The organism is Sphingobium sp. FW305-3-2-15-F-TSA7 (assembly GCF_058787155.1).
Window position 1 is genome coordinate 203,816 of record NZ_JBYSZM010000001.1, and the last position, 14,857, is coordinate 218,672.

General features: G+C 64.0%; 10 protein-coding genes. 6 read left to right on the forward strand and 4 right to left on the reverse strand.

Features of this window, described 5'->3' with window-relative positions:
- Positions 1–127: 127 nt before the first annotated feature.
- From AC3WN8_RS00955 to AC3WN8_RS00975, 5 genes are all read left to right on the forward strand, one after another.
- Positions 128–2,248, forward strand: coding sequence for a TonB-dependent siderophore receptor (locus AC3WN8_RS00955; protein ID WP_492667486.1), 2,121 nt, complete (start codon positions 128–130; stop codon positions 2,246–2,248).
- 60 nt (positions 2,249–2,308) lie between these two features.
- Positions 2,309–4,570: a penicillin acylase family protein gene (locus AC3WN8_RS00960; RefSeq protein ID WP_492667487.1), complete on the forward strand. Its 2,262-nt coding sequence runs from the start codon at positions 2,309–2,311 to the stop codon at positions 4,568–4,570.
- Positions 4,571–4,583: 13 nt separating this feature from the next.
- Positions 4,584–5,603, forward strand: a complete 1,020-nt coding sequence (locus AC3WN8_RS00965; protein WP_492667488.1) for an ornithine cyclodeaminase family protein — start codon at positions 4,584–4,586, stop codon at positions 5,601–5,603.
- Entirely contained in the window at positions 5,603–6,559 is a 957-nt protein-coding gene (locus AC3WN8_RS00970; RefSeq protein ID WP_492667489.1) for a threonine ammonia-lyase, read from the forward strand. Before AC3WN8_RS00965 ends, AC3WN8_RS00970 begins: the two co-directional genes overlap by 1 nt.
- Positions 6,560–6,685: 126 nt before the next feature.
- The gene (locus AC3WN8_RS00975) at positions 6,686–7,636 is read left to right on the forward strand and encodes a threonine ammonia-lyase (protein ID WP_492667490.1); all 951 of its coding nucleotides are present in this window, start codon (positions 6,686–6,688) and stop codon (positions 7,634–7,636) included.
- A gap of 7 nt (positions 7,637–7,643) precedes the next feature.
- Here AC3WN8_RS00975 and AC3WN8_RS00980 read toward each other — a convergent pair whose 3' ends face one another.
- From AC3WN8_RS00980 to AC3WN8_RS00995, 4 genes are all read right to left on the reverse strand, one after another.
- Positions 7,644–8,804, reverse strand: a complete 1,161-nt coding sequence (locus tag AC3WN8_RS00980; protein WP_492667491.1) for a PepSY-associated TM helix domain-containing protein — start codon at positions 8,802–8,804, stop codon at positions 7,644–7,646.
- Between the two features lie 158 nt (positions 8,805–8,962).
- Positions 8,963–10,597 (reverse strand): serine hydrolase, encoded by a 1,635-nt coding sequence (locus tag AC3WN8_RS00985; RefSeq protein WP_492667492.1) that lies wholly within the window; start codon positions 10,595–10,597, stop codon positions 8,963–8,965.
- A 373-nt stretch (positions 10,598–10,970) separates the two neighbouring features.
- Positions 10,971–11,426, reverse strand: coding sequence for a MarR family winged helix-turn-helix transcriptional regulator (locus tag AC3WN8_RS00990; RefSeq protein WP_492667493.1), 456 nt, complete (start codon positions 11,424–11,426; stop codon positions 10,971–10,973).
- 207 nt (positions 11,427–11,633) lie between these two features.
- Positions 11,634–12,044, reverse strand: coding sequence for an Ohr family peroxiredoxin (locus AC3WN8_RS00995; protein ID WP_492667494.1), 411 nt, complete (start codon positions 12,042–12,044; stop codon positions 11,634–11,636).
- Between the two features lie 298 nt (positions 12,045–12,342).
- Between AC3WN8_RS00995 and katG the strand changes: the two genes are divergently transcribed.
- Positions 12,343–14,562, forward strand: a complete 2,220-nt coding sequence (gene katG / locus AC3WN8_RS01000; protein WP_492667495.1) for a catalase/peroxidase HPI — start codon at positions 12,343–12,345, stop codon at positions 14,560–14,562.
- Positions 14,563–14,857: the final 295 nt, after the last annotated feature.

A 14,857-nucleotide genomic window follows, 5' to 3' on the forward strand; every position in this document is an offset into this window, starting at 1 on the left:
TTTTTCGCGCGTTCGGCGGGGCCGGAGCGATAATTCACGGAAAGTCGCGAAATTGAATGCCCGGCCACACCTGTTCAATCTCGTGCTCAACGACATTCACAAAAACAAACCTACAGGGGGAATGATGATGATGTTTCAGTCCGGGCACCGTTTCGACACAAGGGGGCTTCGCCCGCTCGCTCTGATCCTGGCGCTCGCAAGCGCACCGGCGATCGCGCAGACGCAGGATGAAGCGCCCGAAACCGAGACCGGAACCGAGATCGTCGTGTTCGGCAAGGCCGCGAAGACCACGCTCGACGTCCCGCAGACCGTCAATGTGTTCGACCAGGAATTGATCGAGCGGACCGGCGCGACCAGGCTGGGCGACGTCCTCCGCCTGGCGCCGGGGGCGACGACCAACGGTTCGGAGCTCGATGCATTCGGCGACCGCTATCTGATGCGCGGCTTCGAGGCCGATCGCACCATCAACGGCATTCGCACCGATCGCATGAATCATGCACGCGACGCCGTGAACGTCGAGCGGGTCGAGATTCTGAAGGGGCCGGCATCGGTGCTCTACGGTCAGTTGCAGCCTGGCGCCGTGGTCAACGTCGTCACCAAGGAACCGCTGCGCGACTTCGCGCTGCAGGCGACCGGCGAAGTGGGTCGTTTCAACTTCTATCGCGGTACGGCGGATCTTTCGGTGCCGCTGACCGACGATGGTTCGCTCGCCGCACGCCTGATCGGTGCGTACGAGAACGCCGATTCCTTCATCGATTTCTGGAACAAGGATCACCGCTTCTTCGCGCCGTCGATCGCCTTCCGGCCCGATGACGACACCAAGATCATCATCGACGGGCTGTATTCGCGCGACAAGTGGAGCGCATTCTTCAACGGCGTGCCGGCGGAAGGCACCGTGCTGCCCAATCCGAACGGTCCGCTGCCGCGCAACCGCCATATCGCCGATCCAAGCTTTGACGGCACGATGCGCCGCAGCAGGGAGATCAACGCCCGTCTGGAACGCAATCTGACTGCCGACATCGCTGTGCGCCTGGGCGCATCCTGGTCGGATCGCGCCGAGGATTATCAGGAGATATTCGGCGTGCTCGGCTGGGAGAATGACGCGGTCGATTCCGTGCTGACCCGCGCCTTGCTCGATACCGAATCCTCGGCGGAAACCTATGATTTTCATGGCGATCTGAGCTTCAATTTCGATACCGGATCGATCAAGCATCAACTGACGATCGGCGCCGAATATGGCTTCGACAAGTCGTCGAGCGTCGACAAGGTCGGCCTGGTGTCGAGCCTCGATCTCTACAATCCCGTCTATAGCTATGATGTCGCACCGGCCGTGCAGGTGCCGCTCTACACCAACGTGACGAGCAGGGATGTCGATCGTCTCGGGCTGTTCTTGCAGGAAAGGGTCGGGATCACCGATTCGCTGCATATCATCGGCGGCCTGCGCTATTCCAAGGTCGATCAGCGTCAGCGTTTTGCGCGCAATGGCGGGGTGGCGACGGTCACCGACGTGAAGACCGATTCCTGGACCAGCCAGATCGGCATACTGTACAATCCCGTGCCCAATCTTTCGCTGTTCGCCAGCCGATCGACATCGTTCGTCCCGGTCTTCCTGAACAATGTCGACGGCACGCCGCTCGCGCCCGAAACCGGCACGCAATATGAAGCGGGCGTCAAGGCGAGCCTGATGGACGGGCGACTGACCGCAACCGCCGCGGCCTTCCACCTGACGCGCGGCAATGTCGCGGTTTCCGATCGCGACAATCCGGCTTTCTTCCTCACCATCGGCGAGCAGGTCGCCAAGGGTGTCGAGCTGTCGATCGAGGGCAAGTTGCTGCCCAACTGGTCGATCTATGCCGGCTATGCCTATACCGACGCGAAGACCACGAACGATACGAAGGCGCCCGGCGAAGTCGACCGCACCGGTTTCCGCCTGCGCGGTGTCGCCAAGAACACGTTCGTGCTCAACAGCAGCTATGACGTGACCGATGGTGCGCTGGCCGGCTTCCGGATCGGCGGCACCGTCAACTTCGTCGGCAAGCGGCAGGGCGATATCGACGAGACCTTCACCCTACCCAGCTATTGGCGGGTCGATGCGATGTTGGGATACAAGATCAACGATGCGATCGCGCTGCGCGTCAACATCGACAATCTGCTGAACGAGAAGATCTATTCGGTCGCGTACAGCCTCTATGAGGTCTGGCCGGCAAGCCCGCGCATCTACCGCGCGAGCGTCGCATTCTCGCTGTGAAATCGCTTCCGCCGGGGCCTATGCTCCGGCGGACCATAGGATCGATCAAGGGGTAGCGAAATGGCGTCGAATTTGCGGTGCCTGGCGGCCGTCGCTGCGCTGCTGTGCGGCGAAACGGCGCTGGCTGCCCCTCGGGACGTGGAGATCGTTCGAACGTCGCACGGCATCGCGCACGTCACGGCCGGCAATTATCGCGATCTCGGCTTCGGTCTTGCCTATGCCTATGCGTCGGACAATGTCTGCGCGCTGGCCGAGCAGATCGTCACCGTCAATGGCGAGCGTTCGCGATATTTCGGAGCGGAGGGCAAGGCGCTTGTCGGCGTCGAGACGGTCGCCAATCTGACGAGCGACATCTTCCACCGCATCGCCATGGACGATGCCGCGCTCGCGCGTGCGCACCGCGCGCTTTCGCCGCGCGCCGCCGACCTGCTGCGCGGTTTCATGGGCGGCTATAATCATTATCTGGCGACGACAGCGCCGTCGGCGCGCGGCGGCGCCTGCGCGAACGCTGCCTGGGTCCGCCCGATGACGATGCGCGACATGCGCCGCATGATCGAGGCCACCGCGCTGCTGGCGAGCGGCGCGGCGCTCGCCGAAAGCTTCGCCGAGGGCACCAAGGGGCCCACCCCTTCCGCAACCGCCGGGTCGGCCGCGCCGGCGCCGTTCGGGCTCGGCAGCAACGGCTGGGCATTCGGGCGCGAGGCCACGGCCGATGGCGGCGGCATGGTCGTCGCCAATCCGCACTTCCCATGGAACGGCATCAATCGCTTCTACCAGGCGCATCTGACGATCCCCGGCAAGATCGACGTCATGGGCGTCATGCTGCCGCCGCTTCCCGTCGTCTCGATCGGTTTCAACCGCGACGTCGCCTGGACGCACACCGTCTCGACCGCGGCGCGCTTCACTTTGTCCGAACTGGCGCTCGAGCCCGGTGACCCGCTGGCCTATCGTGTCGACGGCAGGCGATATGCGCTGAAGGCGCAGAGGATCGAGGTGCCCGTGCGCGGGGCTGATGACAGCGTCGCCGTGCGCGAATTCACCGCCTATCGATCGATATTCGGTCCCGTCGTGGCTTCGGCCAAGATCGGGCTCGGCTGGTCGGGCCAGCATGCCTATGCCGTGCACGACGCCAATCGCGGCAATGTCGATTTCATCGAGACCTGGCTGCGGCTGGCGACCAGCCAGTCCGTCCGGGACGTGAACACTGCCCTGGCGGAAAAGCGCGGCATTCCCTGGGTCAACACGATCGCGTCCGATCGTGGCGGTGACGCGCTTTATGCCGATATCGGCCGCGTTCCCAATGTCGATGCGCAGATGAGCGCGCGCTGCCGACCATCGGACGGCGCGGCCGCGCTCGCGCCGACCATTCATGTCCTGCGCGGCGACAGGCTGTCGTGCGACTGGACCGGATTCCTGCCGGCCGACCAGATGCGCGCCAGCGTCCGCCCGGATTATGTTCTCAACAGCAATGACAGCTATTGGCTGGTGAATGCGCACGACGAGCGCCGCGCATTGGCGCCGATCCTGGGGCCGACGGCGGTGCCGCAGCGCTTTCGCACGCGCCACGCTCTGCTGGCGGTCGACGCCGCGCTCGCGACGGGCACACGCTTCACGCGATCGACCGGGCTCGACCTGATGCTGTCGAACCGCAATTATTCCGGTGAGTTGCTTGCCGATGACGTCATGACGCTCTGCAAGCGCGCGGATACGCCCTCGGATCTCGTCGCGGCCTGCCGCGCGGTCGCGCGATGGGATCGGCACAGCGATCTCGACAGCGGCGGATCGTTGCTGTTCCGCGAGTTCTGGAACCGCGCCCGGTTGATTCCCGACGTCTTCGCCATACCCTTCGACGCGCAGGATCCGCTGCGCACGCCGCGCACGCTCGATATCGCCAATGCCACGGTTCGCACCGCATTGCTGACGGCGCTGCGCGATGCCGTTGCGGCACTGGCCGCGCGTGGCTTTGCACCCGACGTGACAATCCGGGACGCGCAACGAATCTCGATCAACGGCCGGCTGGTGCCCATCGCCGGCGGGGACTGGTATGACGGCGTCCTCAATCTCAACCTGACCAGACCGGTCGATGGCGTGGGATATGAGCCGTTCGACGGCGCCAGCTATATCGCCGCCTTCGGTTTCGATTCCGCCGGCCCGGTGGCGGAGGGCATGCTGGTCTATGGCCAGTCGAGCGATCCCGCCTCGCCCTATTATTTCGATCAGCTCGATATCTACGCGGCGAAGAAACCCTATCGCCTTCCTTTCCATCATGCCGAGATCCTCGCGGATCCGGCCTATCGCCCGCAACCCATTCCTGCGCGGTGATCGGAGCATATTCATGACCCCGTCCGACAATCATCCGGGACCGGTGCCCGCGTTGCGCATGATCCCGGGCCGGGTCGTCCGCGCGCTGCTGGACGACGCGAACTGCATAGCCCTAGTCGAGCGTGCGATGATCGCCACGTCGGGGGGCGATACCGTGCAACCCGCCCGCTGGATGATGGCATTGCCGACCATGCCGCACGCGGTGCTGGGCCTGATGCCGGGCCTGCTGCCCGATGCGGCCTGTTTCGGCGCCAAGGTGACGGCGGTCTATCCCGAAAATCACGTGCTTGGCTTGCCCTCGCACCAGTCGCTCATTCTTCTCTACGAAAAGCGGCATGGTGCGCCGGTTGCGGTGATCGACGGGGCGGAAGTGACGGCCGCGCGCACGGCGGCGGCCAGCGCGGTCGCGACGCGCGCGCTCGCCCGGCCGGATGCCGGCGACCTCGCCATTCTCGGCTATGGCACGCAGGCCGAGCGGCATATCGCCGCGATCCGCCAGGTGCGGCCCGTGCACCGGATCCGGGTATGGGGCAGATCGTCCGAGCGGACCGCGGCCTTTGCCAGCGCGCAGGCCGCAAGGACCGGCCTGCCGGTCGAAGCGATATCGACCGTCGAGGCCGCGGTCGACGGCGCCGACATCATCTGCACCGTCAGCGCGGCGCGCAGCCCGATCCTCGAGGCCGACTGGATCGCGCCGGGTGGCCATGTGAACATCGTCGGATCGAGCTCACGCGATGCCGTGGAGGTTGCGCCGGCGGTGATTGCCCGATCGCGCGTCTTCGTCGATTATCTTCCCGCCACGATGGCGCTGGGCGGAGACGTCAACGAAGCGATCGCGCTGGGCCTTATCGCGGAGAGCGACATCGCCGGAGAGATCGGATCGGTGCTGGCCGGAGCGCTGGACGGGCGGCAAAGCATGGACCAGGTCACCGCGTACAAGTCGGTCGGCATACCGGCGCAGGATCTGGTTTGCGCCAATTTCCTGCTGGAAGAGGCGGGCAGGCATGCCCTTGGCGAAAGTGTGGCTTGGTGATGCAGGATTCCGGATCCGTCGGCGATGTTCACGCCGCGCGCACATTTCTCGACGGCTATCTCCACCGCACGCCTTTGTGGAAATCGGCGACCCTGTCGAAGATGCTCGGCCGCTCGGTCTCGCTGAAGCTCGAACTGCTTCAGAAGACCGGCTCGTACAAGCCGCGCGGCATGTTGTGGGCGGTGCGCAGCCTGTCGCAAGAGCAGCGCGCGCGCGGCGTCATCACCTTCTCGGCGGGCAATGCGGCGCAGGGGCTGGCATGGGCCGGCGCGCAGCTTGGCGTGAAAACCTATGTCGTGATGGCGGCGGCGGCAAATCCGACCAAGGTGGAGGCAACGCGCGGTTATGGCGCCGAAGTGCTGCTGCACGGCACGCCGCCCGAGGCAGCCGCCTTTTGCGCGCAGATTGCGGATGAGAGGGGGCTGACATTCATCTCGTCCTATGACGACGACGCGCTGATGACCGGCCATGCATCGCTGGGCCTGGAGATACTCGACGATCGGCCTGGGACCACCGACATCTTTGTCGGCATCGGCGGCGGCGGGATGTCGGGCGGCCTCGTCAAGGCGGTCGAAGCGACCGGATCGGCCGCGCGCCTGTTCGGCGTGGAGCCGGAGGGGGCATCCGCGATGTCGCAAAGTCTTTCCAGCGGGCACGCCGTGAAGCTCGAACGGGTTTCCACCATTGCCGATGGCCTTGCGGCCCCCAGCGCCGGTGCGCACTGCCTGGACCTGATCAAGCGCCGGTTCGAGGACATCATCGTCCTGCCCGACGATGCGATCCTGTCGGCGATGCGGTTCCTGATGCAGCGATCGAAAGTGATGGCCGAGCCCGCGGGCGCCGCGGCGCTTGCCGGTTTGCTGGCACATGCCGAGCACGGAACGTTGGGAGACGAGGTCGTCTGCATCGTTTCGGGCGGCAATGTCGATCTGTGGCTGCTGAAACAGTGGCTCTGACCCGAGTTGCGTCATCCGGTCATTCTTCCGAATTCGGGTGAGGCAGGGCTCGACACGGTCGGCCGAGCAACGCAAATGCGGCGCTTCGGCACGACATGTTCGCCGACCGCTTTCGAGGAGATCGCAATGCCTTTGCCCGTGAATTTCGACGATATCGCATTGGCGGTCGGTCGTGTGGCACCCCATGTCCATCGCACGCCCGTCATGCGGTCGCACCGGCTGAACGCGTTGCTGGGCGCCGACATTGTCCTCAAATGCGAGAATTTCCAGCGCATCGGCGCGTTCAAGGCGCGCGGGGCGCACAATGCCGTGCTGGCCCTGTCGGACAGTGCCGCGGCCCTGGGCGTCGTCACCCATTCGTCGGGCAATCATGCCGCCGCGCTTTCGCTTGCCGCTGCGACGCGCGGCATCCGCGCCGACATCGTGATGCCGAGCAACGCGCCCACGGCGAAGGTCGAATCGGTTCGCCGCCTGGGTGGGCAGATCGTGATGTGCGAGCCGACCATTGCCGCGCGCGAGGCTGCGGCCGCAAAGATCGTGGCCGAGACCGGCGCTACCCTGGTCCATCCCTATGACGATCCGCTCGTGATCGCCGGGCAGGGGACCGCGGTGGTGGAACTGCTCGAACAGGCCCCGGATCTCGATGCCGTGATGGCACCGGTCGGCGGTGGCGGCCTGATGTCCGGCACCGCCGTTGCCGCGCGTCATCTCAGCCCCGGCATCCGCATCGTCGCCACCGAGCCCGCCCAGGCGGACGATGCCTGGCGCTCGTGGAGCAGCGGGACATGGACTGCCGGCGATCCGCCGAACACCATCGCCGACGGGCTGCGCACGACGATCGGTCACAACGGCTTGCCGATCCTGCGCGCGTTGCTCGACGATTTCGTCACGGTGAGCGAGGTTTCGATCGTCGAAGCGATGCGGCTGGTCTGGGAAGTCGCGAAGATCGTGATCGAACCGAGCTCGGCCGTGCCGGTCGCTGCGCTGCTCGAAGGCAAGGGCGGAGTTCGTGGCAAGCGGGTGGGGATCATTCTGACCGGCGGCAATGTCGATCTCGATCGATTGCCCTGGCAATGAGCCGGATTTAGGAACGCGTGGCCTGCTTCAGCCGTCCACCGCGTTTCTTCCACCAGATGAGGATGCCGGTCACCGTGAGGGCGGCGATCGCAAGGCCCAGCAGCGAAGCGAGAATGCGGCCCGGCAATTGGCCGATACGTCCGGTGTGCGTCGGCAATTGCGCTTGCAGGAAGACGTCGCCCGCCGTTCCCTTGGCCATCAGCTCCGTGGACCGGATGCTGCCGTCGCGATCGTCGACATGGAACCATGATGGGCCCAGGCCGTCTCTCGGATCTCCGCCGGCTTCCGCGACGGCAATGCGGAACATCGCCAGGTCCGGCGAATGCGCGATATAGGCCGCACGGGGATGCCGCATGCTGTGCGCTGCGGATGCTTCGGCGCGGCCGATCGCGTCCTGATAGGAGATGTCGACACGCCGGCCCGGTGAAGGAACGGGTTGATCGAAGACGCTCGGCGACGGTGGAGAGACGAGCGTCACCAGTGGCTGGACGATCTCTTCGCGAAAGCTGACCGCGACCGCAGTGAAGGCGATGGTCGTCAGCAGCAGCCAGAGCCAGACGCCGCCGGCGCGATGGAGATCGAGGTGGCGCCGATAGCCCTTGGCGCCACGTTTGATCGACATGATGAGCTTCCAGCCCGCAAATCCGCGTCCACCGCGCGGCCAGGCAAGGGCGAGGCCGGTGAAACTGTCCAGAAACCAGAATATGGCGACCACGCCCATCAATGTGAGCCCGATATTGCCCGGCAGATACAGGCTGTAGTGAAAGTGGACGAGGAAGGGGACGATCTGCTGGCGGGTGAAACAGCATTCACCCCATAGTCGCCGGCCCAGAACATCTCCCGTTCCGGCATCGACGAATATCTGGTCGTAATCGATCGGCCTGTCCGCGATGCGTGGCGTCACACGGAAAATCGTGGCCGCATTGGCTGTGGCGGGAAGCTCCACCGCCGTTATGCGGAGCTGCTGATCGCGTTCGATGTCGGCAACCAGCCGGTCGAGCGCGATCGGTCGCGTGCCGGGCGAGTGCGACAGGAAGAGATCGGGATTGAGCGCCATGTCCAATTCCCGTTCGAACACGATGATCGAGCCGGTGAGCGTGGCGACAAGCAGAAATCCGGCAATGGCCAGCCCGATATATCGATGCATGATGGTGAGCGACTGGCGCATCAGCGTGTCATCCGGCCATGGTCGCAGGTTGATCGGGCGTCGACAGGGCCATGCCGGTCGGCATGGCCCTCGTCGCGGTCGGCCGGGCTGCGATATGTCCGTGCATTGCGGAATTCCAGATCAATAGCGGCCGACAGCCGATTTTCGGGGGCGCGCGATCAGCGTGGCGTCTGTTCGAAGACGATCGTGCGATGAAGGTAAGGGTGGGTGATCGTCAACGTGCCCGGCTTGCCGGCATCGCCGGGCAGGAAGCCGACATGGAAATAGATTGCCGAAGGACCGCGCACCGTGCCCTTGAAGGTGCCGTCGCCGAGCGGTGTGAGCTCGACATCATAGGTCGGCCCGGTACTGGCGACGAGTTTCCCCTTTTCGACGCGCACCGTCAGCTTCCCGCAAAACGGATGATCATAGGTTCCGGTGAATGATTTCAGCGCTTTGGTTTCCGGACCTTTGACCGCCAGCAGCGTGCCGAAGTCCTGCTGGATCTCGGCCTGGCGTTCGCGTTCGCGGGAAAGCGCATGCTGCGACCAGTCGGTCGCCTCCTTTCCATACAGTGCGTCCAGCGTGCGTTCGACCAAAGTTTCGGTTGCGCCGTTCTTGCTCGCGAAATTGTTGATCATCGCGACCACCGCGATCTTGCGCTCGGGATCGACGAGCATCAGCGTCGCATAGCCGAGTTCGTCGCCGGAATGACCGAACAAAGTCCGCCCGTCATAATTGTAGAGCATCAATCCCGAGGCATAGATCACGGGCTCGAGACCCTTGCGGGCGTCGTTGAAAGCCTCTGCCCAATTGGCCGGATAGTCGGCGCGGCGGATGATCGCCGCGCGCCGCATGTCGCGCACGCCCTCGACGGGAATGACCTGTCGGTCGCCGACCTTGCCCATGTTCATCAGCAGGCTTGCCCAGCGCGCCATGTCGCTGACCGATGAGAAGACCGACTGGCCGGGGTCGATCGCGGTGCGATGGAAATGGGCGAGACGATCGGTCAGGTCCGATTTGTTATAGGCAAGCGAACGGTCGATCGCGCTTTCCCACTGCACATGCGGACTGGCCACGTCCATCGACGGCGGAACCGCATCCTGGCCGAGCTTGATCGCATCGGACCAGCCATCGCCCGTCGGCAGGACATCGGCCGCCGGAATGAAATCGTCGGCATGGGCATGGCTGTCGTTCATGCCGGCCGGGGTCCAGATCTCCTCATCGAGATAGCGGCCCCAGGGTTTTCCGGTCACCTTCTCGATGATCTGCGCGGCCACGACATAGGTCAGGCTGTTATAATAAGGCCGTTCGCGAAAGGGAGCGGCCTGATCGAGCGATGCCAGGCGCTCGACCACCTGCGCCTCGGTCATGCCCGCGATCTCCTCGGGCCAGTCGCCATAGGACGCCAGGCCGGTGCGGTGCGCCAGAAGGTCGCGGATGGTGATCGTGCGGCTCAGCCAGGGATCGGCGACCTTGAAGCGCGGCAGATGCTTGATCACCGGATCGTCGAGGCTGATCCGGCCTTCGCCGGCGAGCTTGGCAAGCGCGCCCGAGATGAAGGTCTTGGTGACCGAAGCGATGCCGAACAGCGTTTCCGGTGTTATCTTCGCCTTGCGATCATATTGACGCAGCCCGTAGGTGCGGGTGGTGATCTTGTCGTCCTGGACGATGGCGATCGCGACGCCGGGGATCGACCAGTCGCGGCGCATCTGTTCGACATAAGCGTCATATTCGGGAGAGAAGGGGGCCGGCGACGGTTCCGCCGTGGCCGGCACTGACGCCACCAGCATGGTCGCAATGGCCGCAGCCATCGAGATATTCCTGATCAGCCACAGGCGGTGTCGCGGCTGGTTGGGCAAAGCGTCCATTCTGATCATCCCCAATTTTCATCGGGGATTGGTCCGAATCCGTCACCGCGACAAGGACAAGGCCGCAGCGTGGCATTGAGCATGATTTCGCGCCGACGGAAATTCGGCGTTGCTGCTAGTTTTGGCGGTTTTGCGCTACTGCAGGGATATGCGGGAAATTTCGACATGATTTCCACCGATCTTCGCGATCCGCGTAAGGCCGGACATGCTGCTTCCCGCTGGCACTCGTCCAGCAATATGCACCCAGCTCTTGCCGCTCCCCGGGGGGCAAATGGCAATCTCCGACCCCGACATTCAGCCTGGTGCGGGCCCCGGTTTATGGCTTGGTCGAGCTCAGCAGATTGTCGCGCAACCTGGAGACGGTCTGCTGGACCCTGGCGAAATCGTCACCCAGGCCCGTTGCCTCGATCAGCTCGGATGCGCTGTCTTCGACCTGTCGCTGCAGATTGCGGCCCGCGGGCGTCACGTTGACGCGGACCTGGCGCTCGTCGGACGGATCGCGTCGACGGTCGACCAGGCCCAGCTGCTCCAGCTTCTTGAGGATGGGGGTCAGCGTGTTGGATTCGAGGAACAGCTTGTCGCCCAAGTCGCCGACCCTCTGATTGTCTTCCTCGCCCAGCGCGACCAGCGTCACATATTGGGTGTAGGTCAGGCCAAGCCTGTCGAGGATCGGCCGATAGGCGCGCCCAAAGGCGAGGTTGGCCGAATACACCGCAAAACAGAGGAAATCGCCCAGCCTGGCGGACTCCTGTGGATTTTTATCGCGCGCCATCGGTGCTGCTCCAGTCAATAAAGGCCCATCTAAAGCATGCCATGATCCGCTGGAAGCGCATCATGGCATGCTTTAGGCTTTTGTTTTGTCGCGATTTTCGAGTCGTTCGATGATTCCATCGAACTACAAATCGCTCTAAAGCGCATCCGATTGAATCGGAAGGGCTCGAACGACGCCCATTGCCGGGCGCCGTCCGTGCGGTCGACGTCAGGCGAAGGCCGGCTCAAGCACATTCACCTCGACCTCGATGTTGCCGCGGGTCGCCTTCGAATAGGGGCAGATCTGGTGCGCGAGATCGACCAGATCCCGGGCCAGCTCGATGTCGATGCCGGGGACCGTGACGTCGAGCTTGGCACGCAGGAAGAATTCGGTGCCTTCCATCAGCAGGTCGATCTTCGCGTCGATCGTCGGGGTCTCGGGCAGCGCGACCTTCATCTGGGCGGCGGCAAGCCCGATCGCACCGATGAAGCAGCCCGACCAGGCGGCGCCGAAGAAGTTTTCCGCGGCGGGGTGCGGATCGGCCAGCTGCAGGTCGAGGAAGCCGTCGGCGCTGCGGGTATAGCCATTGGCGCCGCCGACATTGTGGGTGGTTCCGGAATAGATGGTCTTGGCAGTCATGTTCATTCCTTTCTTCACATAGATAGATCGTATCCGATTAAAGCGGATGCGATCTATCTATGTGAGTCGCGGATAAGAGTCAAGCGCGATTAAATCGGATGCGATGTAATGAGATTGATGCGCTTATCCGCGGCTTGCGGGGCGCGGCAGCGCGTTGCGCGATGATTTAATCGAATCTGTCGTGCAATTCTGGTCTTGTGATCGATTTTGCAACTCTCTCTGATGAACGCAGATTGTTTCCCGCAAGCGGATGATAAGAATAGCTTGGACGGGCGGGGAATCGGAGAGGAGGAAATCCATGGATGCGACGACAAGCGGCAGCCCGTTGAGCGATCCGGGCAAGGAGCCTGCGGCACTGCGATCGCTGCTGGGCCGAACCAACCGGGACTGGTGGCCCAACCAGCTCTCGCTCGACATTCTCCATCAGAACGGCCTGACCGGCAATCCGATGGGCGACGGCTTCGATTATGCGAAGGCGTTCAAGTCGCTCGATTATGCGACGGTGAAGAAGGACCTTCACGCGCTGATGACCGACAGCCAGCCCTGGTGGCCGGCGGATTATGGCCATTACGGACCTTTCTTCATCCGGATGGCCTGGCACAGCGCGGGCACCTATCGCACCGGTGACGGCCGTGGCGGCGCCTCTTCGGGCTCGCAGCGCTTCGCGCCGCTCAACAGCTGGCCCGACAACGCCAATCTCGACAAGGCACGCCGGCTGCTCTGGCCGATCAAGCAGAAATATGGCCGCAAGCTTTCCTGGGCCGATCTGCTGATCCTGGCGGGCAATGTCGCGATCGAATCGATGGGCGGGCCGGTCTTCGGCTTTGGCGGCGGGCGCGAGGACGTGTTCGAGCCCGAAAAGGACATTTACTGGGGCACCGAGGAGGAATGGCTGGGCGCCACCCGGATCGAGGAGGCATCGGGCAGGGCGCTCGAAAACCCGCTCGCCGCGATCCAGATGGGCCTGATCTACGTCAATCCCGAGGGGCCGGGCGGCAAGCCCGATCCGATGATGTCGGCGCGCGACATCCGCGAGACCTTCGCGCGCATGGCGATGGATGACGAGGAGACGCTGGCGCTGACTGCCGGCGGCCACACGTTCGGCAAATGCCATGGCGCCGGCGACGCCTCCAAGGTGGGCGCCGAGCCCGAGGGCGCGGATATCGCGCAGCAGGGGCTTGGCTGGCAGAGCGGTCATGAAAGCGGCGTGGGCGATCACACCATCACCAGCGGCCTGGAGGGGCCGTGGACGCCGACGCCGATCCAATGGTCGATGAACTATTTCCGCATGCTGCTCGACTATGAATATGATCTGGTGAAAAGCCCGGCCGGTGCCTGGCAATGGCAGCCCAGGGACCAGAAGCCCGAGGATTTGGCGCCCGGCGCGCACAGCCCCGAGCGGCGCGTGCCGACAATGATGACTACCGCCGACATGGCGTTCAAGGTCGATCCGAAATATCGCGAGATCTCGGAACGGTTCCGCGCCAATCCCGACCAGTTCGCCGATGCCTTCGCGCGCGCCTGGTTCAAGCTGACGCATCGCGATATGGGGCCGAAGGTCCGGTATCTCGGGCCGGAGGTGCCGGCCGAGGATTTGATCTGGCAGGATCCGATCCCGGCGGTGGATCATGCGCTGATCGGCGATGCCGAGATCGCCGATCTCAAGAACAGGATCCTCGCATCGGGCCTGACCGTCGCCGACCTCGTCCAGACGGCCTGGGCCTCCGCCTCTACCTTCCGTGGTTCGGACAAGCGCGGCGGCGCGAATGGCGCGCGCGTCCGCCTCGCGCCGCAAAAGGACTGGGCGGTCAACCAGCCCGACCAGCTTGCCCGCGTGCTCGGAGTGCTCGAAACCATCAAGGGTGATTTCGACGCCACGGTGCAAGGCGGTAGAAAGGTCAGCCTGGCCGACCTCATCGTGCTCGGCGGTACGGCTGCTGTCGAGAAGGCGGCGAGGGATGCGGGCCATGACGTGACGGTGCCGTTCGCGCCTGGCCGTGCCGATGCCACGCAGGACCAGACCGATGTCGAGAGCTTCGAACCGCTGGAACCCAGGGCCGATGGTTTCCGCAATTACCTATCGGTGCGCTTCAGCGTGCCGACCGAGGAATTGCTGATCGACCGTGCGCAACTGCTCGGCCTCAGCGCGCCGGAGATGACGGTGCTGGTGGGCGGCCTGCGCGTGCTCGGCGCCAATCATGGCGGTTCGAGCCATGGCGTGCTGACCGATCGGCCCGGCCAGCTCACCAACGACTTCTTCGTCAACCTGCTCGACATGGGCACGGCCTGGAAGGAAGTCAGCGATCGTGGCGACGAGGTCTTTGTCGGCACCTGCCGCAAGACCGATGCGGAGAAATGGACCGCCACCCGTACCGATCTCGTGTTCGGCTCCAACTCGCAGCTCCGGGCATTGTCCGAAGTCTATGCGGCGAGCGACGCGGGCGGGAGTTTCGTCGCCGATTTCGTCGCGGCCTGGACGAAGGTGATGAACGCCGATCGCTTCGACCTGCGCGCCTGACGGCTGGTCGGTCGCGATACACCCCTGTCACGGCTTTCCCGCGCCGTGGCGGGGGACGCGCCGCCGCGTCAGCAGGGCCGGCTTATGATGTGGAATATGGGCCATGCGCCGCCTGCCTTCCGAAAGACCAACCGGATCAGGTTGGTGACCCCTACGGGAATCGAACCCGTGTTTCAGCCGTGAAAGGGAGCCCTAAAGACGGTCATGGACGTCCATGGATATCAGTAAAATCAATCAGTTAGTGAAAAAATTAGCCTGTCAAATCCGGCGAAGTCCAGCTATTTCTATGGACTAA